Source organism: Acinetobacter psychrotolerans (genome assembly GCF_048552595.1).
GTDB lineage: Bacteria > Pseudomonadota > Gammaproteobacteria > Pseudomonadales > Moraxellaceae > Acinetobacter.
Genome location: NZ_JBIMDK010000004.1, coordinates 151,421 through 176,211 on the forward strand (window position 1 = coordinate 151,421; position 24,791 = coordinate 176,211).

General features: G+C 35.8%; 19 protein-coding genes and 1 pseudogene. 15 read left to right on the forward strand and 5 right to left on the reverse strand.

Annotation, left to right across the window (positions count from 1 at the left end):
* Window positions 1-11: 11 nt before the first annotated feature.
* The gene (locus tag ACG94X_RS05335; RefSeq protein ID WP_419382706.1) at window positions 12-1,049 is read right to left on the reverse strand and encodes a type IV pilus twitching motility protein PilT; all 1,038 of its coding nucleotides are present in this window, start codon (window positions 1,047-1,049) and stop codon (window positions 12-14) included.
* A 123-nt stretch (window positions 1,050-1,172) separates the two neighbouring features.
* Between ACG94X_RS05335 and ACG94X_RS05340 the strand changes: the two genes are divergently transcribed.
* The 4 genes from ACG94X_RS05340 to ACG94X_RS05355 all read left to right on the forward strand — a co-directional run bounded on the left by ACG94X_RS05340 (window position 1,173) and on the right by ACG94X_RS05355 (window position 4,883).
* The gene (locus tag ACG94X_RS05340) at window positions 1,173-1,859 is read left to right on the forward strand and encodes a YggS family pyridoxal phosphate-dependent enzyme (protein ID WP_419382707.1); all 687 of its coding nucleotides are present in this window, start codon (window positions 1,173-1,175) and stop codon (window positions 1,857-1,859) included.
* A gap of 182 nt (window positions 1,860-2,041) precedes the next feature.
* Window positions 2,042-2,842, forward strand: coding sequence for a thioesterase family protein (locus ACG94X_RS05345; protein ID WP_419382708.1), 801 nt, complete (start codon window positions 2,042-2,044; stop codon window positions 2,840-2,842).
* A 151-nt stretch (window positions 2,843-2,993) separates the two neighbouring features.
* Window positions 2,994-3,815, forward strand: coding sequence for a hypothetical protein (locus ACG94X_RS05350; RefSeq protein ID WP_419382709.1), 822 nt, complete (start codon window positions 2,994-2,996; stop codon window positions 3,813-3,815).
* A gap of 315 nt (window positions 3,816-4,130) precedes the next feature.
* Window positions 4,131-4,883: a hypothetical protein gene (locus ACG94X_RS05355; RefSeq protein ID WP_419382710.1), complete on the forward strand. Its 753-nt coding sequence runs from the start codon at window positions 4,131-4,133 to the stop codon at window positions 4,881-4,883.
* Between the two features lie 170 nt (window positions 4,884-5,053).
* On the opposite strand, the gene ACG94X_RS05360 is transcribed toward ACG94X_RS05355, so the two are convergent.
* The 3 genes from ACG94X_RS05360 to ACG94X_RS05370 all read right to left on the reverse strand — a co-directional run bounded on the left by ACG94X_RS05360 (window position 5,054) and on the right by ACG94X_RS05370 (window position 10,973).
* Complete coding sequence (locus ACG94X_RS05360; protein ID WP_419382711.1) at window positions 5,054-8,650, reverse strand: AAA family ATPase; 3,597 nt, start codon at window positions 8,648-8,650, stop codon at window positions 5,054-5,056.
* A 9-nt stretch (window positions 8,651-8,659) separates the two neighbouring features.
* Window positions 8,660-9,913 carry an exonuclease SbcCD subunit D C-terminal domain-containing protein gene (locus tag ACG94X_RS05365; protein ID WP_419382712.1) on the reverse strand — a complete coding sequence of 418 codons (1,254 nt, stop codon included), beginning with the start codon at window positions 9,911-9,913 and terminating at the stop codon, window positions 8,660-8,662.
* Window positions 9,914-10,268: 355 nt separating this feature from the next.
* The gene (locus tag ACG94X_RS05370; RefSeq protein WP_419382713.1) at window positions 10,269-10,973 is read right to left on the reverse strand and encodes a nitroreductase; all 705 of its coding nucleotides are present in this window, start codon (window positions 10,971-10,973) and stop codon (window positions 10,269-10,271) included.
* A 417-nt stretch (window positions 10,974-11,390) separates the two neighbouring features.
* Here ACG94X_RS05370 and ACG94X_RS05375 point away from each other — a divergent pair, with 417 nt between their 5' ends.
* From ACG94X_RS05375 to ACG94X_RS05395, 5 genes are all read left to right on the forward strand, one after another.
* Window positions 11,391-12,653 carry a DcaP family trimeric outer membrane transporter gene (locus ACG94X_RS05375; RefSeq protein WP_419382714.1) on the forward strand — a complete coding sequence of 421 codons (1,263 nt, stop codon included), beginning with the start codon at window positions 11,391-11,393 and terminating at the stop codon, window positions 12,651-12,653.
* 540 nt (window positions 12,654-13,193) lie between these two features.
* The gene (gltS, locus tag ACG94X_RS05380; protein ID WP_419382715.1) at window positions 13,194-14,429 is read left to right on the forward strand and encodes a sodium/glutamate symporter; all 1,236 of its coding nucleotides are present in this window, start codon (window positions 13,194-13,196) and stop codon (window positions 14,427-14,429) included.
* A 306-nt stretch (window positions 14,430-14,735) separates the two neighbouring features.
* Entirely contained in the window at window positions 14,736-15,722 is a 987-nt protein-coding gene (locus ACG94X_RS05385) for a patatin-like phospholipase family protein (protein ID WP_419382803.1), read from the forward strand.
* A gap of 265 nt (window positions 15,723-15,987) precedes the next feature.
* Window positions 15,988-16,164, forward strand: a complete 177-nt coding sequence (locus ACG94X_RS05390) for a hypothetical protein (RefSeq protein ID WP_419382716.1) — start codon at window positions 15,988-15,990, stop codon at window positions 16,162-16,164.
* 154 nt (window positions 16,165-16,318) lie between these two features.
* A complete protein-coding gene (locus ACG94X_RS05395) occupies window positions 16,319-16,840 on the forward strand; it encodes an acyl-CoA thioesterase (RefSeq protein ID WP_419382717.1) in 522 nt (173 codons plus the stop codon).
* Window positions 16,841-17,405: 565 nt separating this feature from the next.
* Here the strand turns inward: ACG94X_RS05395 and ACG94X_RS05400 are convergent.
* Complete coding sequence (locus tag ACG94X_RS05400) at window positions 17,406-17,630, reverse strand: hypothetical protein (protein WP_419382718.1); 225 nt, start codon at window positions 17,628-17,630, stop codon at window positions 17,406-17,408.
* A gap of 458 nt (window positions 17,631-18,088) precedes the next feature.
* Between ACG94X_RS05400 and ACG94X_RS05405 the strand changes: the two genes are divergently transcribed.
* The 6 genes and pseudogenes from ACG94X_RS05405 to pgaB form a co-directional block, all read left to right on the forward strand.
* Window positions 18,089-19,093 (forward strand): CobW family GTP-binding protein, encoded by a 1,005-nt coding sequence (locus ACG94X_RS05405; protein WP_419382719.1) that lies wholly within the window; start codon window positions 18,089-18,091, stop codon window positions 19,091-19,093.
* Between the two features lie 68 nt (window positions 19,094-19,161).
* The gene (locus ACG94X_RS05410; RefSeq protein ID WP_419382720.1) at window positions 19,162-19,692 is read left to right on the forward strand and encodes a YaeQ family protein; all 531 of its coding nucleotides are present in this window, start codon (window positions 19,162-19,164) and stop codon (window positions 19,690-19,692) included.
* A 108-nt stretch (window positions 19,693-19,800) separates the two neighbouring features.
* Complete coding sequence (locus ACG94X_RS05415; RefSeq protein ID WP_419382721.1) at window positions 19,801-20,424, forward strand: MgtC/SapB family protein; 624 nt, start codon at window positions 19,801-19,803, stop codon at window positions 20,422-20,424.
* Between the two features lie 266 nt (window positions 20,425-20,690).
* Window positions 20,691-21,929 (forward strand): DUF2252 domain-containing protein, encoded by a 1,239-nt coding sequence (locus ACG94X_RS05420; protein WP_419382722.1) that lies wholly within the window; start codon window positions 20,691-20,693, stop codon window positions 21,927-21,929.
* Window positions 21,930-21,948: 19 nt separating this feature from the next.
* On the forward strand, window positions 21,949-22,287 hold the full coding sequence (locus ACG94X_RS05425; protein ID WP_419382723.1) for an FKBP-type peptidyl-prolyl cis-trans isomerase: 339 nt from the start codon (window positions 21,949-21,951) through the stop codon (window positions 22,285-22,287).
* 589 nt (window positions 22,288-22,876) lie between these two features.
* Window positions 22,877-24,787, forward strand: a pseudogene (gene pgaB / locus ACG94X_RS05430) (poly-beta-1,6-N-acetyl-D-glucosamine N-deacetylase PgaB); the annotation flags it as partial.
* Window positions 24,788-24,791: the final 4 nt, after the last annotated feature.

Sequence of the window (24,791 nt, forward strand, 5' to 3'; positions counted from 1 at the left end):
ATAATCCATTATTATAAGAATGATTCTGGTTGCTTGGCGACGTTACGTGCAACTTGAGGGCTAATGACACCTTTAGCAACCAAGGTTTTTAAACTTTGATCTAGTGTAGTCATACCGTAATTTGCACCCGTTTGAATCGCTGAGTACATTTGTGCAACCTTATTTTCACGAATCAAGTTACGGATGGCAGGAATACCGATCATGATTTCATGTGCAGCAACTCGTCCACCACCATTTTTCTTTAATAGCGTTTGAGAAATAACGGCTTGAAGAGATTCTGACAACATGGCACGAACCATGTCTTTTTCTTCGGCAGGGAATACGTCAATCACACGGTCAATGGTTTTAGCCGCAGAAGTGGTATGTAGTGTTCCAAAAACCAAGTGACCTGTTTCAGCAGCAGTGAGCGCCAAACGAATAGTTTCAAGGTCACGCATCTCACCGACAAGAATAATATCTGGGTCTTCACGTAGTGCTGAACGCAGTGCTTCGTTAAAGCCATGTGTGTCACGATGGACTTCACGTTGATTGATCAAACATTTCTTAGACTGATGTACAAACTCGATAGGGTCTTCGACGGTTAAAATATGGTCATAACGATTGTCGTTAATGAAATCGATCATTGCAGCCAAAGTCGTTGATTTACCAGAACCAGTAGGACCTGTCACAAGCACTAAGCCACGAGGTAATTCACACATCGTTTTAAAGGTTTGACCTAGTCCTAAATCTTCCATCGTTAATACTTTAGAGGGAATGGTACGGAATACAGCACCTGCACCACGATTTTGGTTGAATGCGTTCACACGGAAGCGGGCAACACCAGGAATTTCAAATGAAAAGTCAGTTTCTAATTGTTCTTCAAAGTCACGACGTTGTCGGTCATTCATGATGTCATACACCAGTTTATGAACTTCCTTATGTTCCATAGCTGGTAAATTGATACGACGTACTTCGCCATCGACGCGAATCATCGGTGGCATGCCTGCTGAAAGATGTAGATCTGATGCCCCGTTTTTGACGGAAAACGCCAATAATTCTGTAATATCCATAATATCCCCGAATAAAAACCTATTTGCTTATTTATTTTGTAGAATAATAAGGCCTTTCTCTCAGCATAACCAACAATTTAATCGCTTGGAAGCTGAATTTCTTTGGAAATGAGTACCGTGTCAATGAATGATCTAAATCAAGTTCGAAACCAGGTGTTAGAACAGATACATCAAGCTTGCCAAGCAGCACATAGAAATATAAATGAAGTTCAATTATTGGCAGTTTCCAAAACACATCCAAGTGATGTTTTGAAAGAAATGTATGCCACAGGACAGCGTACGTTTGGTGAAAACTATTTACAAGAAGCTTTAGAGAAGATTGAAGCGTTGAAAGATTTAGCAATCGAATGGCATTTTATTGGGCATGTACAGCGCAATAAAACCAAGCTTTTAGCAGAGAAGTTTGCTTGGGTGCATGGAGTTGATCGTTTAATTATTGCAGAACGTTTATCTGCGCAGCGTGAATCGGCTCAAGTACCGTTAAATATTTGTTTACAAGTGAATATTGATGCACAAGACAGTAAAGATGGTTGTCAGCCGAATGAAGTTGCAGAATTGGTGGCACAGATTAGCCAATTACCCCATTTAAAATTACGTGGTTTGATGGTGATTCCTGCTCCGAATCATTCCCAAGCTTTTACAGATGCAAAAGCCTTATTTGAGAATGTAAAAGCGCAACACAATCATCCAGAAGATTGGGATACTTTAAGTATGGGCATGTCTGGAGATATGGTCGAGGCGATTGCGGCAGGATCAACCATGGTTCGTGTTGGCACGGCTTTGTTTGGCGCAAGAGACTATTCAAAATAATTTTAAAATAATAGTTTAGTCTGTTTTTTACATGACAAATAAATAGTCTGAATGCAAATTTAAGAACCCATGAGGTCATATTGCACGGGAATAATAGACTATGCCACTAAAGTTCAGTACAAAAATAACCCTGATTGGTTAGTTTATTGCTCAAAGCATTTTAAAAGGCTACAGGGAAGTTTATGTCTGCATATTATCAACTCATCCACCGCGAAATAGATGCGCAGGGTGTGGTCACAGCACGTTATCAATCGACTATGAATGCTCAAGGGGCATGGAATCCGAATGAGCAACATATGTCGCCAGCGACAGGTGTGATTTGTGCTGAGTTAGAGCAGTTTTTTCCACGTAAAAATATGCGTATTGGACGAATTAGTTTAGATATTTATGGTTTGATTGCTTTGGGCGAAATTGAAATTACCACTCAAATCATCCGTGCGGGGAAAACCATTGAATTAATTGAATCGACGATGCGCGGTCAAGGTAAAACTTTAGTGGTTGCACATACTTGGCGTATGATGACTTCTGATACTTCTGCAATTGTTGGTTTAGAAGATACCGTGGTGGAATCACCTGAACATATGCCAATTTTTGATGGAATACATCAATGGCGAGGGCAATATACTAAAACCATTGAAGCACGCTCAAATTCACATCGAAATGGTAAAGGTTTAGTTTGGTTAAAAACAAAAGTTGATATGGTGGAAGGGCAACATGCATCACCATTTGTTCGCTTAGTCTGTATGTCTGACATGGCGAATGGCGTTGTGCCTAGGCAGAATCGACCTTTTGAATGGGGCTTTCCAAATTTAGATTTGCAGATTCATTTATATCGGATGCCACAAGGTGAATGGTTAGGAATAGAAGCTGTTCAGCAATATGGTTCAGATGGAATAGGTTTGTCTAGTTCGATACTACATGATATTCAAGGTCCTTTTGGGCGTAGTGAGCAGATATTAACGTTAAGACCGATGCAGGAATAAAAATAGTATGTGATCAATTTTTTGACCTATTTTGAATGAATCGAAAATAGGTCATTGAAAATATATCCAACAATTCTCAACGAATAACAGCGATTAAATTATTTATACTATGGTCAATATCATTCACCATTCTAATAATTGGATATTGAACATGTATAAATCTAAAATTTTGTTGTGGTTATTTCTCTGTACTTTGATGAGTGCATGTAGTACGGCGCAGTATTCAACAGAATCTTCATCAGAAGATTCAACTGCTTCAGAAGCTGAATATGCCTCTACATCAAAAGGAGCACAATCATCCTCATCAATGTCATCGAAAACATCAGCAAGTGCCGCTGCAACACAAAATAGAGTACAGGCTAATGAGCGTTTAGGGACGAAATGGGGGGATGATGTCAGTTCGCATGTGACCCAAATCGATTTAAAACGTTTAAGTCATAGCCCTGTAGACGAAAGCCAAATTCGCTATGCAAGTAAGCAATTTTCAGGACGTAGTATTAACAGTATTTCTTTGGCAGCAGGGAAAATTAGTTTTTCTATAATTGATGATCGTGGTCGAATTTTGCCGTTATATAGAGAAGGTCAAAATTATTATTTATCTGCACAAGATGGTCAAAGTTACCAATTACGTTATTCAAATAGCAGTAATCAAACCTTTGAAATTGTTGCAAGTGTAGATGGCTTAGACGTTTTAGATGGTAGCAAAGCTTCACGTTCTAATAGTGGTTATGTCTTACGACCTTTTAGTTCATTTGCAATTGAAGGTTTTAGAAAGAGTAATTCATCAGTCGCTTCATTTACATTTAGTAAGCCGAAAGACTCTTATGCTGCTCATTCAGCGAGCGGTTCGATTCAAAATACAGGCATTATTGGCACAGTGGTTTATGAGCTGAAAGCGCCAAAGTTTTATCCAGCAAAAAACTCAAATGATGCCTATGCTCCTGCGCCTAATGCATTCCCTGCCGATCATTAAATTTAAAACCTAATGATTTTATTAATGGTCGAAATTAGTGTTTAAGTAACAAAAATCAGATATTTCTTCGAATATGGAATATCTGATTTTTTATGATAAAATCCAAATGTCGCAAGCTTTTATGCAAAGGATACTTACCCACAGTAAGGTAATGTTATATTATTACAAATAAACAATAAATCTCGATTGTTAAAGATGACAATGCCATATAACGTATCTTTCGATAATAGTCTAAAAATTTAAACACACTATATTCAAAATACTCTTGCTGCATATTTTGAAAAAATTTCTATATTTAAAATAAAAGGTGAAATTATGAATAAAATAAGTTATTTACTATGTATCTTACTTTGTCTATTCCTTGCTGCTTGTAGTAAAAAGGAAAGTCCAAGCGATGTATCGCATTCTGAAGCAACGACTACGGATGCTGCAGCCGAAGCGGCGAATAATGATGTTGCTGCTGATGAAAAATTGGGCACGAAGTGGGGTGATGAAATTAGCTCACATACGACAGAAGTGGATTTAAAGCGAAAATCCGATACACCACTGGCTGAAGTATTGGTTCAATATGCAGATAAAAATTATAAAGGTAAGTCAGTAAATGCCATTTCGATTGCAGGTGGGAAAGTAAGTTTTTCTGTAGTGGATGATCGTGGCAACAGTATTCCTATATATCGCGTAGGGCAAAGTTATTATTTGGAAGGGCGTGAAGGAAGAAGCTATCAATTACAATATGAAAATAATACCAGCAAGACTTTTGAAATTGTTGCCAGTGTTGATGGTGTTGATGTGATTAATGGAAGTACAGCGTCTCGTGGTAATTCTGGTTATGTGCTAAATGCACATGATTCTTTGAGAATTGAAGGGTTCCGTAAGAGCGCCGATGCTGTGGCTTCATTTACTTTTAGCAAGCCTGAAGATTCCTATGCTGCAAATTCAGATAATGGTTCTATTCAAAATGCAGGGATTATTGGAACTGTGGTTTATGAGTTAGAAGCCCCAAAGGATGAAGCAAAACCAGTGAATAAATATGCACCAGCACCGAATGCTTTCCCAGCAGATCGTTAATTTTTAACATACATAAAGAAGTGCTATTTCAGCACTTCTTTATCAGATTTATATTGCATGACATTTGGAAGGTATAAGTTCTTATCTTGGAACAAATGATATTTATAATGTAGCTTAAGCGGCATATGCCAAAATTTAAATAGATATAAGCTGCTTAGTGAGTGAAAAATTCAACTCACCACTTCAATAGTACTTGCACCTGCACCCAAAGGGCGAACCTGAATTTGTACAGGAATGCGTTCATGCATTTCTTGAATATGTGAAATCAGTACAACCTTACGACCTTGATTCTGTAATTGATCCAATGCATTCATGACCATGTGTAAAGATGATGCATCTAATGTCCCAAAGCCTTCATCAATAAATAAAGATTCAATTTTCATAGAACCCGATGCCATATTAGCAATCGCCAAGGATAAGGCTAGGGCAGTTAAGAAAGACTCTCCACCCGAAAGTGAAGCCACTGAGCGAATTTCACCATCCATGTCATGGTCAATAATTGCAAGACTGAGTGAGTTTTCCAAACGCTTTAAGGTATAACGCTGTGACAGCATAGCCAGTTGTTGATTAGCATGTTCTAGTAAAATATCTAAATTAAATTGTTGTGCATAATCACGGAATTTTTTCCCAGTCGCATCGCCCATTAACCCAGAAATTTTGCCCCAACGATGTTCTTCAAATTGTACTTGCTCAATTTGATCTGCAAATTGCTTATGCTTTGCTACATTTTGTTGATGTAATTCAATTTTAAGTTTGAGTTGATCGCGAATTTCAATTTGATTTTTATAGGTCTCTGCATGATCTAAAATCATCTGTTGTAACTGTGCTAAATCGATTTCAGGTTGATGAGTAAGGTGTTCAGCCAATTGTTCTTGCATCGTTTTTAATGCAGCACTGGCTTCATTGAATAAGCGTTCCGCACTCTGTAATTGTTGGCGAATTTGCTGTTCTTGAGCAGGACTAATTTGAGCCAAAATATCTAAATCTTGCAATTGAAAATCGGTATGTTGTATTAGCCATTGTTGAATATCATTCTTCACTAGATTAGTACTGTTCTGATTTTGCTGTAACTGCGCTTTGAGCTGTTCAAGCTGATTTCTTTCTTGCTCAAATTGATTGCGTAATAATTCAAAACTATGCTTGAGTTGCTGATAATGACTTTGAGTTAGCTGACGCTGCTGATCATGCTGAATCAACCACTCATTAGGCTTAACATCTAGCAAACCTGTCATTTGCTGAATTAGTTGATTTGCTGTATCTGTATTCTGCTGACCTTTTAACTTAATTTCATTCAAGTTATGCGTTGTTTCAGTAATATGTTGAGCCGTATTTGTAATGTTTAGTTTAACGGTATTGAACTGCTGAGAGTGTTGATCGAGTTGCTTGGCTAAGACCTCGATTTGCTCAAGTTGTTGAGCACGAGAATTTAAGCGATTCAATATATTTTGTGCGGAGGTTGAACTATGTTGATGCCATACTGTTTGTTCGGATTCAGAGAGACAATTCACAATATGCTGAACTTGATTGTGTAGGTTTTTCGCCGTGTTCAGTATTTGTTCAGCTTGCTGAATGTTTTGAACCCATTGAAGTTGGTCTTTATTGGCTTGTATTAACTGACCAAGTTGTGTTCCCATTTGTTGAATATCATGCTGAAATTGATTAGTAAATTTATTTAATTGTGTAGTAATTTCGAGTTGAGACTGTGCAAAATCAATTTCTAAATTCAGTGTTTTAAATTGGAGAGTTAAGTCATTTTTATGTAGCGCTAGTTTTTCTGTAATGCCTGAAATGGATATTCCAAATTGATCTAACTCTGCATTTAATTTGGTTAAATTTTGCTGTGAATTTTGCCAAATTTTTAAAAATTCTTGTTCTTTCAATATCGCTTGCTTTTCTTGTTGCTGTTGCAATTCAAATAGTGCTTTTGATAGTGCAGAATCATCCGTTTCATATGGGTGAGTTGTACTGCCACAAACTAAACATGCTTCTCCATCTTTCAGTTCTGAACGTAAATGTTCAATATTTTCAGCATGTAATAAACGTTGTTGTTGTAAAATTTCTTGCAATTTTAAACGTTCACTCTGAGCAGATGAAAAGTTTTGTTCAGCATCTTGAGTTGAATTGTTAAGTTGTTGAAATTGTTCTGTTGCTGTTTTTAATTTCACATTTAATTGTTGCAGTTCATTTTGTAATTCAAAAAATTGTTTGAGCTTTTGCTGAATAAAATCTAGTTGATTGCGTTGATTGATTTTCAAGTCACGTTGTTGGCGCATTTGCTCAATTTGAATTTCAAGTTGTTCAATTGTTCCAAACTGTTCAATCGATTGCTGTAGCTCAATTTTTTGTGTATTGAGTTTGTTTTCAGTCAGAACTAAATGACCCAATTGATTTTCAATGGCTTGATATTGCTGAATAAAGTTTCTTAATTGTTGTAAATGTGCAGATAAACCTTTATCTAAACTTGAAAATTGCTGTGAGTCTACAAGCTGCAGTTTTATTGATTCCGACTGTCGTGTTATTTGTTGGATCTGTTGTTCTAGTTGCTGTTGATGGTTTAATAAAGGTATTTTTGATTGTTCTAAATCATTCAACTTAGTTTGAGTTTTCTTAAATTCTACACCAATAAAATCACGCTCTTGAATACATTTACGGACTTCATTGAGTGGTTCACGATGTATGTTTTCAAAGTTTTGCAGTTCAGTTAAAGCTGTTTCTGCCTGATTAAACTGTGATTCTTCAGTTTTAAATTGTGTAAATAAACGATCGAAAAGTGGTTGCTGTTGCTGAAGTTGTGGTGAAAGTTGTTGCTCATTTTTAAGCAATTGTTGCTGTTGAAAAACACTAGAACGAATCTCTGAAAATACTTCCAAACGATTTAGACGTTCTTGTTCAGGCTGTAAGTTTTTCTGAGTGTATTGTTGTGTATCTACAAGTTGTTGTTTTAGAATGATTTCATTGTCAATTTTTTGCTTACGTTCAAACCATTGTTGTTTGGAATTTAACTGTAATTTTTCAGCTTCAAGCTTTTGATAATCAGCATCAATTTGTTGAAATTGAGTTGATAATTCAGCGACTTGTTCTTCAGATAAAATATCTACATGACCGAGTAAATTTTCTAATTCTTTACGTTTAGAGGTAACTAATTTGGTTTTTTCATACGCCAACTGCCCAATTTTGCCAAAAATAGAAGAGTTGGTTAGATATTCTAAAAGCTCGCCACGCTCAGTATCACGGGCTTTTAAAAATGCTGTCACTTCGGATTGTGCCAAAAGCACAGCACGGGTAAATTGCTCAAAACTCAATTGAGTAATTTTATAAATAGCGCTATCAACAGATTTAGCTTTATCTGCAACCACTACACCATCTGTTAGACATTTTAAATAGCGTTGCACACTTTGCAGTTTTCCATCGGCTTTTTCACGTGAACGTTTTAATTCCCAACGAGCTAAATAATGTTTCTGATCTTGAGCGACAAAACATAATTCTGCAAAACCATGCGCTGTGCCACGACGTAATACAGTCAGTGGTGAATTGGTTAAAAGCTCAGAACCATCGACATCGGTGAGTTTGCCATCACTGTCTTTTAAACGGGGAATTTTATTAAACAGAGCGAGGCACATTGCATCCAAAATAGTCGATTTCCCCGCACCTGTTTTCCCGACAATGGCAACTAAACCAGCAGATGCCAAAGGCTCAGATTCAAAATCTATAAAATGCTCACCAGAAAGAGAAGCCAAGTTTTTTATGCGAATAGATAAAATTTTCATGGCAACTCTCTAAACCTCGTGTTCATTTTCAAGTGATTTTTCTACTTCTTGTACCAAACTTAAAAAGTCTTTTAGTACTGCATCATCATTCGAATAACCTTGTTTATCCCAAATTTGCTGAAATAATTTTTCAGGTGTGGGCGGCTCTAAACTCATTTGTGCGGCACTATCGTCATTTTTTTCTGAAGCTAAATATTGTCGTGAAATTCGCACGAGACGATAACGACCTTTTGGCAAAGCATCTTCAAACTGTTGTCTTAAATTTGGTTGTGGTGGTACATCGGTATGGTACTCAATATCGACGTATTCACGATGATCAATATTGTCAATTTCCCCACTGGACAAAGCTTTTAATTTGGCAAACACTTCATTTAATTCGCCTTTAATTTTGTGCAGTTGCACACTACGAGGAATCGGCAATGTTTCGAATTTAAAACGTGAATCATCTATTTCAGTCGGATCGATAGTGACTTCAATGACTTGATGTTTATAGTTTATTTCACTAAAAGACAAAGGGATTGGTGAACCACTATAGCGAATATGCTCTTGACCGACTTTTTGCGGCTTATGTAAATGTCCGAGGGCAACATAGTCAATCACATCATCAAATAAAGTCGTAGACAGAGCTTCTTCATTACCAATAATAATCGGACGCTCTGAATCAGAAGTTTCACCACCTTGCATGTGGGCATGTGACATGAGAATCAGCGCTTGGTCATCCGATTTTTTATTTTTAGCTGCTGAAATGAGTTGCTGATGTAAATATGCAATTGCATTTTTACTATTGGTGGTTTGCTCATTAAAGCCGGTAATTTCTGCAGGGCGTAGAAAAGGCAGTGTTAAACACCATGCAATAATTTTCTTATTTTCATCATAAATGGGTACAAGTAAACGCTCTAAATCAACTTGTCCATCTGTATTTTTATGAATGACACCGACTGTTTTTGCATTGTACTTTTCAAGTAATGGTTCAACTTGTTCAATGCGATAACCTGAGTCGTGATTACCTGCGATCATCAGGGTTTGCATATGTGGGGCAATGTCATGTGCATCTGCAAGAAATTGATAGAGTTGTTTTTGTGCAGCAGATGCAGGGTTAATCACATCGAAAATGTCACCTGCTATGAATAAGGCATGTGGTTGTTTTTCTTTGATTTGGAGCAATAACCACGCTAAAAATTGTTCATGTTCAAACTGACGGGAATGGTTATAGAAGAATTGTCCTAGATGCCAGTCGGATGTATGAAAAAAGCGTACAGTCATGCGAACTCAAGTATTTAAAATGCCCTATGTAACTTAGCATATTTTAGACTTTGAATGATTGTATTGATGATTTAAGTAACTTATTCCGTCGCTTATTTTTAATATTTATTAGGCTTTAAATCGATCTGTACGAATCCAAAATGATTATAGTCTGCATCTAAGAAATAGCCTTTGCCAACACTTATTGAGAATAGCAATTTTCTATTGTGATTGCCTAGATATGCCGTTTTTATTGATTAGAGGATTAAATTGTTGAGTAGGACTCTACAGAGAGCTTGGTACAAAAACATTTAAAAATATAAGCAAAGGCAAAGTTATTCTACCTTTGCTTATATTCTATCGAATTGAAAAAAATTTAATCTAAGTAAACCGTAAAGTTTTCTGCAGGTTCACGTGGGGTTATGAAGGTATTCACGATGTGATCTGGGTCTGCATAACCCAATACAACTGCACATACCAGTTCTTCGTCATCTGGTGCAGCAAGCACATCCATGACGATAGAATGGAACGGATTCCATGCTGCTTGTGGGCATGTGTCTAAACCACGGGCTTTGGCTGCGATCATGACATTTTGAATCATCATAGAAACATCCATTTTTGAACCCACGCCCATAATTTTATTCAAGGTGAAAAATAACACCACTGGTGCATCGAAAATTTGGTAATTACGCAGTTGTTGCGCTGCCATTTTTTCCTTTTCACCTTTTTGAATACCGAGTAGTCCGTACAAACCCCAGCCATTTTCACGACGACGGTCAATAAATGGTGAAATCCAAGTTTCAGGATAATAGGGAAACGTTTCTTGGTATTGGTCTGTCAATTCAGGCTTGGTGAATAATTCAATTTGTGCCGCACAAACACGATCAATCATTTCTTGGCGTTTTACTCCAGTGAGGACATAAACTTTCCAAGGTTGGGTATTTGTTCCCGATGGAGCACGGCTTGCGACATTTAAAATATCTTGAATAATGTGTTTTTCGACTGCTTTATCTAGATAAGCACGGACGGAATGACGTCCAGTAATGGCTTGATCGACTGCTTGAATTTGTTTGGAAAGCATAAAAAGTCCTTGTGATATGGTTTTTTCTGTTTTTTAGACTATATACGATAGTCTTATAAGTGAAATATTCATTTTTAAATAATTTTGCTAAGCCATAGATTATATAACGATTATAGAAATGCTAATCTGAAAAAAGAATTGAAAACAAATTGTTATTCGGTAAAACTGATTTAATAAAGAGCTTAAGTTAGGCTAGATTACAACGATGTAACAACTATACACAAATTGTTACTTTTAGCTTTTAACTTAGTTTCAACGCTTTCATAATCCAACAGCAGGCATACAAAGTGCAATGTTTTTGAATGTGGTGGTTGAACGACTACAGATGAAAACAAAAAGATTGATTTTTTAGCAAGTATTGGGGTTAAAAAATCAAATTGTACGGATGCACAACATAAATAAGACTAGGAGTATTTCATGAGTCTAATCAACAAGCGCAAGTCATTTATTATTAAAAGCTTAGCTTTAACTGTAACCGCTTTAATGGTAAGTACTGCGCATGCTGCTACTGACAGCGCAGAAATTCAACAATTACGTAACGAAGTACAAGAATTAAAAACCTTACTTCAGCAACAACAGCAAGTTCAACAACAGCAACAAGTTCGCCTTGCACAAGTTGCTGCGCAACCTCAAGCTTCTGCGCCATCGGCAGGTTTAAAGTCTAAATCTGGTGCTGATATCAATATTTATGGTTTTGTCCGTGGTGATGCAAACTACATCATTGAAGGTGCTGATGATGACTTCAACGCTGTTAGTAAAGTTGGAGGACCAGACACAAAATCAGTAGAAGACAAACTTCGTGCTACTGCTAAAACGACTCGTATCGGTTTAGATTTTAATACACCTGTTGGCGATGCAAAAGTTGGCGGTAAAGTTGAAGTTGATTTTGCAGGCAACGGCGCAAATGAGAATTTACGTATTCGTCATGCTTATTTAACTTATAACAACTGGTTATTTGGTCAAACAACGTCTAACTTCCTTTCTAGCCATGCGCCTGAAATGATTGACTTTGCAACTAACATTGGTGGTGGTACAACTCGTATTCCTCAAGTACGTTATTCATATGCTTTAGCGCCAACAACTAAACTTTTGGTTGCTGCTGAAGAAGGTAATAGTGCAGGGACTACGATTAAATATAGCTTACCAGTATTAACTGCGAAACTTGCTCAGTCTTATGCAGATGGTAAAGGTTCTGCTTCTGGTCGTTTATTGGTTGAAAACTATAAGTCAGATGCAGCTGAAGACAGTAAAACAGGTTGGGGTTTGGCTTTAGGTACTGACTTTAAGATATCAGATCCATTAAAAGTTTTTGCTGACGCATCTTATGTTGTGGGTAACAGCAACTATTTATACGGCAGCAACAATGCATTTTCTGTTGTAAATGGTGATATTGAACAGAATGAATTTACTGCGCTTCAAGTCGGTGGTACTTATAAAATCTTACCTAACTTACGTTCTACATTAGCTTACGGCACACTTTTAGCAGATGACAGCACTGATTTTGCAAAAGCCAACCAAGCAGCAAATGAAAAAGTTCAACAAGCTTGGTTAAATGTGATTTATTCACCAGCTAAACCAATTGATCTTGGTGTTGAATATGTAAATGGTAAACGTGAAACTTTTGCAGGTCAGTCTTTCAAAGATAACCGTATTGGTTTAATGGCGAAATACAACTTCTAATTTGAGAACGTATTTACGATAAAAAAACCGAGGATTATTCCTCGGTTTTTTTATTGATTATAATAATTCGTCTCAAAGATAAATGTTAAAACCTTTGAAATAAGCCAAATAAAATTGTAAAAAAATAAAGACATTTAAAAAAAAAACTGGATAATGTCTGCTCTTTTTAAAGCACAATACTTTTTAAAAAGATAAAGTAATGATCATCATTTTGAAAAGTTATACACTGATCACCATTCATTTATTCTTTAGTTTTGTTTTTTCTGATTATTTAGTGAAACGATCTTTTATCTGTAAAAGGAGCAAAATTTTGTATTTTCATTTTTTGAAGTTTCTCGAACATAGCCTTTCCGTTAACCGTTAGCTCGCTTATTTTTAATCCTGTTATACTTTTTTAGTTTTCACTATTTGAAAATTTTTATTCTTTATCTTTCGTTTACGTTTAATTTTCTTAAATCACACATCAAACTCAGATGTTGTTATCAAATTAAGATCATTCAAATATAGGACAAAAGGTATTTTACCGTTGGGATACTTACCATGGAATTTACTTTTAATGCTTTCTATACGCTCATTGCAGCGGTTATTGTACTTTTGCTTGGACGGTTTTTAGTCAATAAAATTGATTTTCTAAGTAAATATAATATTCCAGAACCTGTAGCTGGAGGCTTGGTTGCGGCAGTTGTATCACTACTGGTACATAGCTTTTGGGGATTTAGCATTACCACCAGTAACGCATTGCAAACCAGTTTTATGTTGATATTTTTTGCATCGATTGGATTAAGTGCGAACTTCGCAAAACTTAAAGAAGGCGGATTTGGTTTAGTCATATTCCTTATTTGTGTCGCCTCTTTTATTATGGTGCAAAATTTTGTTGGAATAGGCTTAGCCACAATTATGGGGTTAGATCCTTTAATTGGTTTAATTGCAGGTTCTATTACGCTTACTGGTGGTCATGGTACAGCAGGGGCTTGGGGTGAAATCCTAGAAACTCAGCATGGTATCCAAGGTGCTTTAGCATTGGGCATGGCGAGTGCAACGTTTGGTTTAATTATTGGTGGAATTATTGGTGGCCCTTTAGCCAAATTACTCATTAACCGATATCAATTATCAAATCCTAAAACAAAAAATGAAGTAGATCAAACTAACCAAAATGCGACAACTGAACTGGGTGAATATGTTCCATTTGAATATCCGCATCAGGTTCGTTTAATTACAGCAGACAATGCCATCACCACACTTGGCTTATTTGCGGCTTGTTTAGCGTTTGCAGAGTTTATGACAGGATTTAGTAAGGGGCAGTGGTTTGAGCTACCTACATTCGTATGGGCGCTTGCAGGTGGTGTAATTCTTCGCAATGTATTGGAAAGCATTGTCCGAGTAAAAATGTTTGATCGTGCAATTGATGTGTTTGGTAATGCTGCACTTTCACTGTATTTGGCAATGGCATTGTTATCACTCAAATTATGGCAACTGGCAGATCTTGCAGGACCATTGGTGATTATTCTGAGCGCACAAACATTAACGATGGCTTTGTATGCTGCTTTCGTAACTTTCCGTGTGATGGGTAAAAATTATGATGCAGCTGTATTATCAGCAGGGCATTGTGGATTTGGTATGGGGGCAACACCAACAGCGGTTGCTAACATGCAAGCCATTACCAATATGTATGGACCTTCACACAAAGCATTCTTGATTGTACCGTTATGTGGCGCATTTTTTGTCGATTTGATTAATGCAACTGTGATCCAACTTGTTTTAAAATTCATTGCTTAACGATGTTTTAAATTTTAAGAGCCGGTATTTAAACTGGCTCTTTTTTTTATTGATGATCAGAAAATAATATATTTAAACTAGCATTGGAATACTGAAAATATTGCAACTTTTTATTTATGCACATCAATCGCGTGTAGAGTTTAACTTTATAAAAACTCAAAAAACTGGCATATCCCTTTTGTTTTTTTAAGGAAAATTAAACCCTGAATAGAATAAATACGTGACAGATTAAGTAAATACAACAGCAAAAAAATGTAAATTGTGCTTATATATTCTCTCATTTCGCTTCACTATTTATTTGGATTGATATCATTGTTAAATAAACTTTTAGCGACTTTGTTATGTGGTCTGTCTTTAATGGCTTGCACACATTCACCTGTAAAAGATAATCAACTTACAACAGCAATGCCCGTTAAAATTTCAGAAGCATCATCAAAGTTAGAAAAAAGTTTTTATCAATATAAATACGCGACTAATAAAAAACCAGTAATTGCCCTCGTTTTAGGGAGTGGTGGCGCACGTGGTTATGCACACATTGGCGTAATTGAAGTGCTTGAGCAACATGGTATTAAACCTGATTTTATTGTGGGGACAAGTGCAGGTAGTATTGTCGGTTCAATCTATGCCAGTGGGAAATCTGCGGAAGAATTACGTCAAATCGCTTTGAACATGAAGGTTGGTGATGTACGTGATTTTAAAATTGGCATGAAAGGTTTTTTTGACGGTCAAAAAGTTGAAGACTATGTCAATAAACAAGTCAGTCAAACACCATTAGATAAGATGAAAATTCCGATGTATGTTGTTGCAACCGAGCTAAAAAATGGTCAGCGCACAATTTTTAATTATGGCAATACTGGCCAAGCTGTTCGTGCATCGGTATCTATTCCGAGTATGTTTACGCCGACTACGATTCAAGGTAAAGAATATGTCGATGGTGGTTTAGTGAGTCCAGTTCCAGTCAATATTGCTAAAGAATTGGGTGCTGATATCGTGATTGCAGTAGATATTTTGGCGCAGCCAGAAAATACTGAAACGACCAATGTATGGGGATTGTTTAATCAGAATATCAATATTATGCAAAATAAACTAGCTGCGGAAGAGCTTAAAAATGCCGATATTGTCATTCAACCTGATTTACGTGAAAAAGCTCATATTTTTGATGTTAAAGGTCGTCAAGATACAATGCGTGCAGGTATAGACGCTGCAAATTTACGTATCCATGATTTAGATGTTGTGATTAGTAGTAAGAAAAATAGTCAGGAGCAATCGCAACAATATCGTGTTTTAAATTAAATATTTATTCAATGAATGAATAGATAACATAAGTTTTGATTTAAATTCATCTGTTCGTTTTGAACAATGCTATTTAATAACGTGTTGTGGTATTGATTCATCTTGAAAATATTGTTAAAAAATGCAAAATAAATTTAATTCAATTTATTCATAAATATAAGTTTATCATTTGTTAAATTATTATTATAGTTATGTTGTTTTAATACAGTTATTTATAATAATAGAAAACACAACTTTTTATCGCTTTACAGGAGTTTTGAGATAAATGATGCGTAAATTTGAAATTGGTGAAAAAGTTAAAATCGCAACACAACCCAATGTTATTTTTGAGATTACAAGAATTAACTCAGATCATTCTTACGAAATTTTGCATAAAGTATCGGATAAGCAGATATTTTACTATGACAACATTGCTGCAGAAATGCTGAATAAGAGTGAATAATCATAATTATTCAATACGATATATTTCAAATAAATGACACATCTAAAATCATCAATTTCACAAATGGGCAATTGCCGAATTAAGCATGTTTTTTAGCTGAAAAGATATATAATAATAGATATCAATCTCCTGTCCCAATCGAGTCTAGAATACGATGTCTCCATTAGATCAAATGATGCAAGCTACAGATGATCAATCAGAATTAGCGATGTCTGTTTTAATGACGCCTGACATGGCAAACTTTTCAGGCAATGTGCATGGTGGAACCATCCTTAAACTTCTTGACCAAGTTGCTTATGCATGTGCGAGCCGTTATTCAGGTAGTTATGTGGTGACCCTTTCTGTCGATAAAGTCAATTTTAAAGAGCCAATTCATGTTGGCGAATTAGTGACTTTTCTTGCATGTGTCAATCATGTTGGACGTACTTCAATGGAAATTGGTATTCGCGTAGAAGCCCAAAATATTCAAAAACGTACTGTGCGTCATACCAATAGTTGTTATTTCACCATGGTCGCTGTGGATGAAAATGGTAAACCAAAACAGATTCCGTCATTAAATATCGATAATGATTGGAAGCGTTGTCGTTTTGAAGCAGCGGAGCATCGTAAAGTTGCCCGTTTGCAAGATAGCCATCACCCTTCATGCAGTATTTATAAAAAAACATCACATAGTTAATTCGCTTTAAAAAGTATTAAAAACTTCTGTTGTTTTAACAGATATTTTGAACCCTATAAATTATATTGAGTTTATAGGGTTTAATTTTCGGGTGAATTTGTTTGAATCATTATTCTTTAAAAAGTCTGCCTGAGCTTCTTCTTACGTTTTAATAAGATAACTTAATGCTTAATTTAGGTCATTTATTTTAATCAATTTAATGATGTTAATCGAAGCTTTTTTAACTTCGATCGTCGTTGATAACTTTGTAATTTCTTAAAAAGAAGCGTGGTTTTAACTCCAACTCTTTCCGTTTCACTAGTTGTAAAATTATTTCAAAATTTATCAGACTATATCCAAACCTCTCCCAGATTTATCTCAAGTTTATTGTTAATTATGGTTAAAAAAAATGAATTTCATAAAATGAACAGCCAGTAAAAAAGACTGTATCTCAGCACAGATACAGTCTTTTTTTAATTTTAAGCAGCATTTAAAATCTTGATTCAGTGATTGATTGTTATCTTTGGAGGAAAATAATATTCATCACTTAAAAATCATTTTAACTCATTCATTATTTTATAATGAATTACTGACCTGCTTGTGGCGCAGATGTTGTAGGTGCTTCAGCACCACTCTCTGTTGTAGGTTGCGCAGCTGTAGTTGAATCTGCTGCTGGAGTAACATCAGATGCTTGCTCCTGAGTTGATACAATAACTCTTTCAGCTTGTTCAGCAGTTTTGTCTGAAGCTGCAAATGTAGAAAATGCAGTTATAGCAAGTGTAGTAGCTAAAAGTGTTTTAACGAGTTTCATGGTGGCATCCTTAATTCATTAAATTAAATGTGTATCGTTTCTATCAAAACCTGTTGTGTAGCAATGAGTTTTAAATGCATTACTAGCGTCTCAGGAAGTAGAACAATGCTAAATGCTGGATAAAAGTTCAGCAACCTTATCAACAAAGCGAAACAGTTTGAGTTACGTGTTTAAGACAAATGCTAAGGCTGTGTAAGAATATTGTGAATAAATTACCGATATTGACTATAAAAAGTGTATGAAAATATGAAAAATAGATGAATAAATGAACTGTTTTTTTACTTGAATTAAACAATCAATGCTGTTTTTAATGAAGTTGTTGATTTGTATTTAAGATGATAAAGTTAGATTTAATTCATAAAGTAGATGGAAAGCTTGATCTTGCTGTAAAAATCTCAACAATAGCGATTAGAAAATGCTTTTTAAAAGTTAGTCCTTCATTTAGCTGAGTCGTATCTGTGCATATTATTTCTCAAAAAAACGTCAAAACTCATATCATCTCAGGATTTTTAGGTGCAGGAAAAACAACGCTATTACAACAATTATTAAAACAAAAGCCTGACGGTGAAACTTGGGCAATATTAATGAATGAATTTGGTCAGATTGGCGTAGACCAGCAACTCTTGCCGCAAGATTCAGGTTATGAAGTGAAAGAGTTACTCGGAGGGTGCTTATGTTGTGCGGGGCAATTACCGATGCAAATCGCTTTATCGCGACTGATCCAAGAAAAACAACCTGATCGATTATTTATCGAACCGACAGGTTTAGGACATCCTGCACAGCTTTTAGAACAACTCACAGAACCACATTGGCAGGCTCAAATTAACATGCGAGCATTGGTTACAGTGATTGATGGCTCATGTTTACACGATCACGATTGGACGCAACAGGATCTATATCAAGATCAACTTAAAGCTGCACAAATTATTGTCATCTCACATGCTGATCTCATGACAGAGTCTGATCAAATTGTACTTGGTCAATTTAAAAAAGATTATGTTGCTTATATTCAACAGTGGTTAATGTCAGAGCAGGGCAATATTTTACTTGAAACAATTGATCTTCCACACCAAGGTATTGAACGAAAAATTGTGCCTTTGATTCATATTCAAAAGCAATTGCGCCCAACCGATGATTTACCTGTGATTAAGCAATTACCTTATCATTATGTAGAAACATCGAATGGTTATACTGTTGCAGGGTGGAAATTTTCAAAGCGTTGGCAATTCGACTTTTATGATCTTTTAGATGTACTTTGCGAGCAGAAAGATTGGCTTCGTATTAAAGGTATTTTTAATACCAATCAAGGCTGGATGACGTTTAACTTTAATCCTGAAAATTTAAATTATAAATCGGGTGAAGAAAGTATAGATAATCGCGTAGAAGTTATTACTCAGAACAATCGAGATTGGGAAAGCTTTGAATCTGAGATCATGAATTGCCGAATTGATTCAGAGAAATAACGCAGTAATCATTTTCAAAATCTTATAGACTGTGCGGCATATTTGAGAACTTATTTTTTGGAATGTTCATGGCGTTAAAAGCAACAATTTATAAGGCAGATTTGAATATTGCCAATATGGATGTTCATCAATACGGTGATTATCAATTTACTATGGCGTTGCATCCATCTGAAACCATTGAACGATTAATGGTTCGAGTTTTGGCGTATGCACGTTTTGCTGAAGAACGCTTAGAATTTACTAAAGATTTATTTGAAACCGATGAACCGGCTTTATGGGAAAAAGATTTGACAGGGCAATTGGTGAAATGGATTGAAGTGGGTTTACCCGATGAAGATAAAGTCAAAAAAGCAGCTGCACGTTGCAGCCAAGTAGCCGTAATTACCTATGGTTCTGCGGTTGCAGAATGGTACAAACGTAGCTCAAAACTAAAAACTTTGAAAAATGTGCAAGTGTGGCAATTGTCTGAAGCAACCACGACAGCGATTCAAGAACTGTGTGAACGTACCATGCAATTACAGTTAAATATCATGGATGGTGAGTGGACATTGATTGGTGATAAAGCGCAAGCAATCATTGAATGGACACAGTTGCAATAAACGTACAATAAGTATTCAATAATGTAGTGAGATGCAAGCCAAAGTGCTTGCATTTTTTATTATAAATTTCGTATACCTATGTATAGAATAATGATGATCGGATAACAAATGAATCCAGATATTTACCATTTGCTTATTGCGCTTGCCATTGGTGCAATTATTGGTACTGAACGTGAATATCGCAGTAAATCTGCAGGTTTACGTACCATGATTATGGTGAGTTTAGCGTCTTGTCTCTTTACTATATTGTCGATCAAAATTGGGGTGGAAAACCCAGATCGATTGGCTGCGAATATTCTGACAGGGCTTGGATTTCTCGGCGCAGGAGTGATTTTTAAAGATGATAATCGGATCTCTGGTATCACCACTGCAACGACGATTTGGATGGTTGCTGCATTGGGTATGGCAGCAGGTGCGGGTTATGAATTACTGAGTATTTTTGGCACGTTCTTGGTTCTGATCGTGCTGATTCTTCTGGTCTTTATTCAAGACAAAATTGATGAATTTCACCAAGCACGTAATTATCGAATTTTATGTGATTATCAAAAAGAAACTTTAGATAAATATGAATATTTATTTAAGCAATTTAATATGAAAATTCTTCGTGGTGTACAAAATAAAACGGAACAACAAATTTCAGGACGTTGGGTGTTGATAGGATCTGCACAAAATCATAAAAAACTCACACAATATTTACTGTGCGATGATGATATTAAAGAGCTTAGTTTTTAGATTATTTAGATTTTGTATGGCTTGGTTGTCGTTCAACAGTTTTAGACAGCGTTGGATGTTCATCCATTTTAATTCATGTGTTTTTAATCAGTTTGGTTTTTATTGGCTTGTATTTATTGCTTATTTTAACGGTTGTTGAATAGCTTTTAATCCTGAAAATTAACTCATTTGAGAAAATAGTCATGAACAATGTATTTGGAAAAGTAGGTGATTATTTTCAATTAGTTCTCAATATTTAACCATCATCAATACATTGGAGAATGATAATGCGTGATGCTTATGAACGAATTATCAGTTTTAATCAAAATAGAGATGCACGATTTTTACCCATGAAATATAAATTGATGGTGAGTAGCGCATTTCGTTTTTTCCGTGGATCTTGTCATTTATTTTATGAGGATTTAGCGCAGAATCAAACGTGGGATGACCAAACTGTGGCTTGGGTTTGTGGTGATTTGCATGTGGAAAATTTTGGATCTTACAAAAGTGCTCAAAATGTAGTGTATTTCGATCTTAACGATTTTGATGAAGCAACTTTGGCTCATCCAACATGGGAAGTCATACGCTTTTTATCCAGTGTTTTTATAGCAGGAAAGGAACTGAATCTTTTAGAAGATGATCTTAAAAGAATCGCATCGACATTACTCAATGATTATTTAACAGCGTTGCAATTGGGCAAGGCATTTGCATTAGAAAAAGAAACATTAGATGGTATTTTAAAAAAATATATCAAAGATGTGGCAGATCGTGATCCGATTGCATTTTTAAATACACATTCCCTATTGGATAATCATAATAATAGAACTTTAATTATTGATAATAAAAAATATTTTGCTATCGATTCAAGGGAAATGAAACAAGAATTGATCGTCAAGTTTCAGGATTATTTAAATTCGCTCAATACATCCATCAGCGAGTCAAATGAAGAGTTTGAGGTGAAAGATATGGCCCTTCGTATCGCAGGAACGGGTAGTATCGGCTTGACTCGCTATGTTTTTCTGGTTTATCACAATATTGAAAAAATGTATTATTTGTATGATGTTAAACAAGCTCAACCATCATCATTATCTCCTGTTTTAAAAAGCACTCAGCCAGAATGGAAGTCCGAGGCTGAACGCATTCAGACTATACAGAATTATATGCAATACATCACCCCCGCAGGCTTATCTCATTTTAGTTTCCAAGGGCTGTCTTATGTCGTGAAAGCTTTACAGTCTGAACAGGATAAAATGGACTTTAAGCAATGTGTAGAAAAGCCGAAAAAATTTACCGATGCTTGTCACAATATGGCGAAATTGATCGCCTATGCTCAAATTCGTTCATCAGGGCGAAAAGCCTCTGCTTCAGTTGATGAATTGATCGAATTTGCAAAACAAGCGCAAAATTGGAAAAGTAAACTTTTAGATTATGCGTATAATTATTACCAACAGGTTTTACAGGATTATACGAGTTTTTGTAAGGCATATGCTGCGCATCAACCGACAAATCCGCAAGTGAAAAAGTAATTAGATTTTGGAGTTTTATATGTCAAATGAATTAGAAGTCATCGATTTAAAAGTAGGTGAAGGTAAAGAAGCCGTTAAAGGTGCTTTAATTACCACACATTATACTGGTTGGTTAGAAGATGGGACTCAATTCGACTCTTCAGTTGATCGTGGTAGTTACTTTGAAACAGTGATTGGTACTGGTCGTGTGATTAAAGGTTGGGACCAAGGCATAATGGGCATGAAAGTAGGTGGAAAACGTAAGTTAATCGTTCCATCACATTTGGCTTATGGTGAGCGTAAAATGGGTAAAATCATTCCTGCAAATTCAAATCTTACTTTTGAAATTGAGTTATTCGATGTAAAAACACGTGATTAATATCTGTGCTTGAATCCATATTGCGACAATTAGAGATCTTCGGGTCTCTATTTTTTAATACTGAAAATTACAATTTTATGAGAGCATTTATTGAAGAAAAGTAAGTCGCTATTCATTATCTCTTCATAATTCAATATTGATAAATTACAATGAGTTAATATGGGGATATTACTGTTTATTGTGAGTAATATGAGATTTCACACAAAAATGCTATGTTTATGTTTAAAAAGTAATCATAATTTAACAATCACCTACAGAATTTTTGTTTGAGAAGTGTTTAAATGATGCAAATAAATAATTCTGTTCAGGGTTATTTTTAAGGTTCATTTCAGCTTTATTCTTTTAAATCATCGTTGTAATACGTCTGATTTTATTCGTCTATAAAAAGGATTTTAGTATTTCAATATTGGAGTGCTATGGACGAACTCAGATCCAAAACTATGATGATCGAGTATTTAATTATATGCTAAGCCGTTACTTTTCTCCTACAGCGATGATATGTGTAACTTTATTGTTTTCATCTTTTTATCATAGTGCGATGGCAGAAGAAAACCAAGTTGACACCCATGCTGTTGCCATCTCTGAAGATGCACCTAAAATTGATTTAAACACATTAATCGTCATTGGTTATCACGAAATTACGGCAGATAAGAATGCTGTTATTCCAAACTATGCGGTGACGACAAAGCAATTTGAGCTGCATTTAGATTGGTTACAGAAAAATGGCTATCATTTTGTCAGTGTTGATCAATTACTTAAAGCCAAAGAAGGCAAATATAGATTGCCGACTAAACCTGTTTTATTGACTGTCGATGATGGTTATCAATCATTCTATAAAGATGCTTATCCAATTATAAAACAAAGAAAAATTCCAGTAGTTTTGGCTGTGGTAGGTTCATGGTTAGAGCCTAAAGCCAATGAAATGGTGCAATTTGGTGATGAAAAATTATCACGTAAAAAACTATTAACTTGGGATGAACTGAAAACTATGCAAAAGAGTGGCTTCGTAGAAATTGGAAGTCATAGCTACAATTTGCATCGTGGAATTATGGGGAATCCACAAGGTAATTCAGAACCAGCTGCGGTCACACGTGAATATGATCCAAAAAATAAAAGCTATGAAACTGATCAGGCTTATGCAGATCGAATTTTTAATGATTTAAAAACCAATAATAAACTTTTAAAGTCACATGGTTTAAAAGCCCCACGTGTCATGGTTTGGCCGTATGGTCGTTATAATCTGCAAACAGTCGCAATTGCAGATAAAGTGGGTATGCCAATTACCATTAGCCTTGACGATGGTCCAGATCATATTGAAAAGTCTTTAGGGCATCTCAATCGTATTTTGGTAGAAGGCAATATGACTACGGATTCTTTGGCCCAAGAAATTCAAAGTCGCCAAATGAATTTTACCGACAATAATCGTCCGCAAAAAATTATGCATGTCGATTTGGACTATATTTATGATCCAGATGAAGCACAACAAGAGCGTAATTTAGGGCATTTACTTGACCGAATCCGTGAAATGCATGTGACGACTGTATTCTTACAAGCATTTTCTGACCCAGATGCCAATGGCTCTGCAGATATGGTCTATTTCCCAAATCGATATTTACCAATGCGTGCAGACTTGTTTAACCGTGTTGCTTGGCAAATTCAAACACGTACCCAAGTTGGGCGTTTATATGCGTGGATGCCTTTATTGGCATGGGATTTACCCACTTCAAATCCTGTTTCAAAAGATATTGTAGTTACACAGCAAGCCAAAGCAGGTGATCACTTAAATATGGGGTATCATCGCTTAAGCCCGTATTCAGATGATGCTCGAAAAGTGATTGAGGGTTTGTATCAAGACCTTGCTAAGTCAGCAACATTTGAAGGGATTTTATTCCATGATGATGCCACATTATCTGACTACGAAGATGCAAGTCCAGATGCTTTGAAAGCCTATGAAAAAATTGGTTTACCAACTGATCTCGACGAAATTCGTAAAGATGATGCAAAACTACAAAAATGGACTGCATTTAAAACTGAGACGATCGATTCATTTGCTCAAGATTTGGCGCAGAAAGTTCGTTATTATCAACCATTCTTATTGACGGCACGTAATCTATATGCGCAGGTGGCTTTATCTGCGTATTCTGAAAATTGGTATGCGCAATCTTTAGAACAGTCCATTAAGAACTATGATTTTACTGCAATCATGGCCATGCCATATATGGAACAAGCACCTGATAAAGATAAATTTTATAGAGATTTAGTGAAGCGTGTTAAGCAGCAACCCAATGGTATTAAAAAGACTATTTTTGAATTGCAGGCTGTGAATTGGCGCAATAACGAAAAAATTCCAAGTGCTGAATTAAGTCAAACGATTCAGTCGTTGTATCAACAAGGTGCGATGCATGTAGGTTATTATCCAGATGATCCAATTCAAGATCATCCAGATACCACTGAAATGCGTAAAGCATTTGATACCAAGCCACAGCGATTGGTTCCATAAGGTG

Excerpts from the sequence above, each read along its gene's own strand:
- ACG94X_RS05345 (WP_419382708.1), top strand. The coding sequence starts at position 2,042 with ATGTCTGCATATTATCAACTCATCCACCGCGAAATAGATGCGCAGGGT.
- ACG94X_RS05420 (WP_419382722.1), top strand. The coding sequence starts at position 20,691 with ATGCGTGATGCTTATGAACGAATTATCAGTTTTAATCAAAATAGAGAT.
- ACG94X_RS05340 (WP_419382707.1), top strand. The coding sequence starts at position 1,173 with ATGAATGATCTAAATCAAGTTCGAAACCAGGTGTTAGAACAGATACAT.
- ACG94X_RS05350 (WP_419382709.1), top strand. The coding sequence starts at position 2,994 with ATGTATAAATCTAAAATTTTGTTGTGGTTATTTCTCTGTACTTTGATG.
- ACG94X_RS05365 (WP_419382712.1), bottom strand. The coding sequence starts at position 9,913 with ATGACTGTACGCTTTTTTCATACATCCGACTGGCATCTAGGACAATTC.
- ACG94X_RS05395 (WP_419382717.1), top strand. The coding sequence starts at position 16,319 with ATGTCTCCATTAGATCAAATGATGCAAGCTACAGATGATCAATCAGAA.
- ACG94X_RS05335 (WP_419382706.1), bottom strand. The coding sequence starts at position 1,049 with ATGGATATTACAGAATTATTGGCGTTTTCCGTCAAAAACGGGGCATCA.
- ACG94X_RS05360 (WP_419382711.1), bottom strand. The coding sequence starts at position 8,650 with ATGAAAATTTTATCTATTCGCATAAAAAACTTGGCTTCTCTTTCTGGT.
- ACG94X_RS05410 (WP_419382720.1), top strand. The coding sequence starts at position 19,162 with ATGGCGTTAAAAGCAACAATTTATAAGGCAGATTTGAATATTGCCAAT.
- ACG94X_RS05415 (WP_419382721.1), top strand. The coding sequence starts at position 19,801 with ATGAATCCAGATATTTACCATTTGCTTATTGCGCTTGCCATTGGTGCA.
- gltS (WP_419382715.1), top strand. The coding sequence starts at position 13,194 with ATGGAATTTACTTTTAATGCTTTCTATACGCTCATTGCAGCGGTTATT.
- ACG94X_RS05390 (WP_419382716.1), top strand. The coding sequence starts at position 15,988 with ATGATGCGTAAATTTGAAATTGGTGAAAAAGTTAAAATCGCAACACAA.
- ACG94X_RS05400 (WP_419382718.1), bottom strand. The coding sequence starts at position 17,630 with ATGAAACTCGTTAAAACACTTTTAGCTACTACACTTGCTATAACTGCA.
- ACG94X_RS05355 (WP_419382710.1), top strand. The coding sequence starts at position 4,131 with ATGAATAAAATAAGTTATTTACTATGTATCTTACTTTGTCTATTCCTT.
- ACG94X_RS05375 (WP_419382714.1), top strand. The coding sequence starts at position 11,391 with ATGAGTCTAATCAACAAGCGCAAGTCATTTATTATTAAAAGCTTAGCT.
- ACG94X_RS05425 (WP_419382723.1), top strand. The coding sequence starts at position 21,949 with ATGTCAAATGAATTAGAAGTCATCGATTTAAAAGTAGGTGAAGGTAAA.
- ACG94X_RS05370 (WP_419382713.1), bottom strand. The coding sequence starts at position 10,973 with ATGCTTTCCAAACAAATTCAAGCAGTCGATCAAGCCATTACTGGACGT.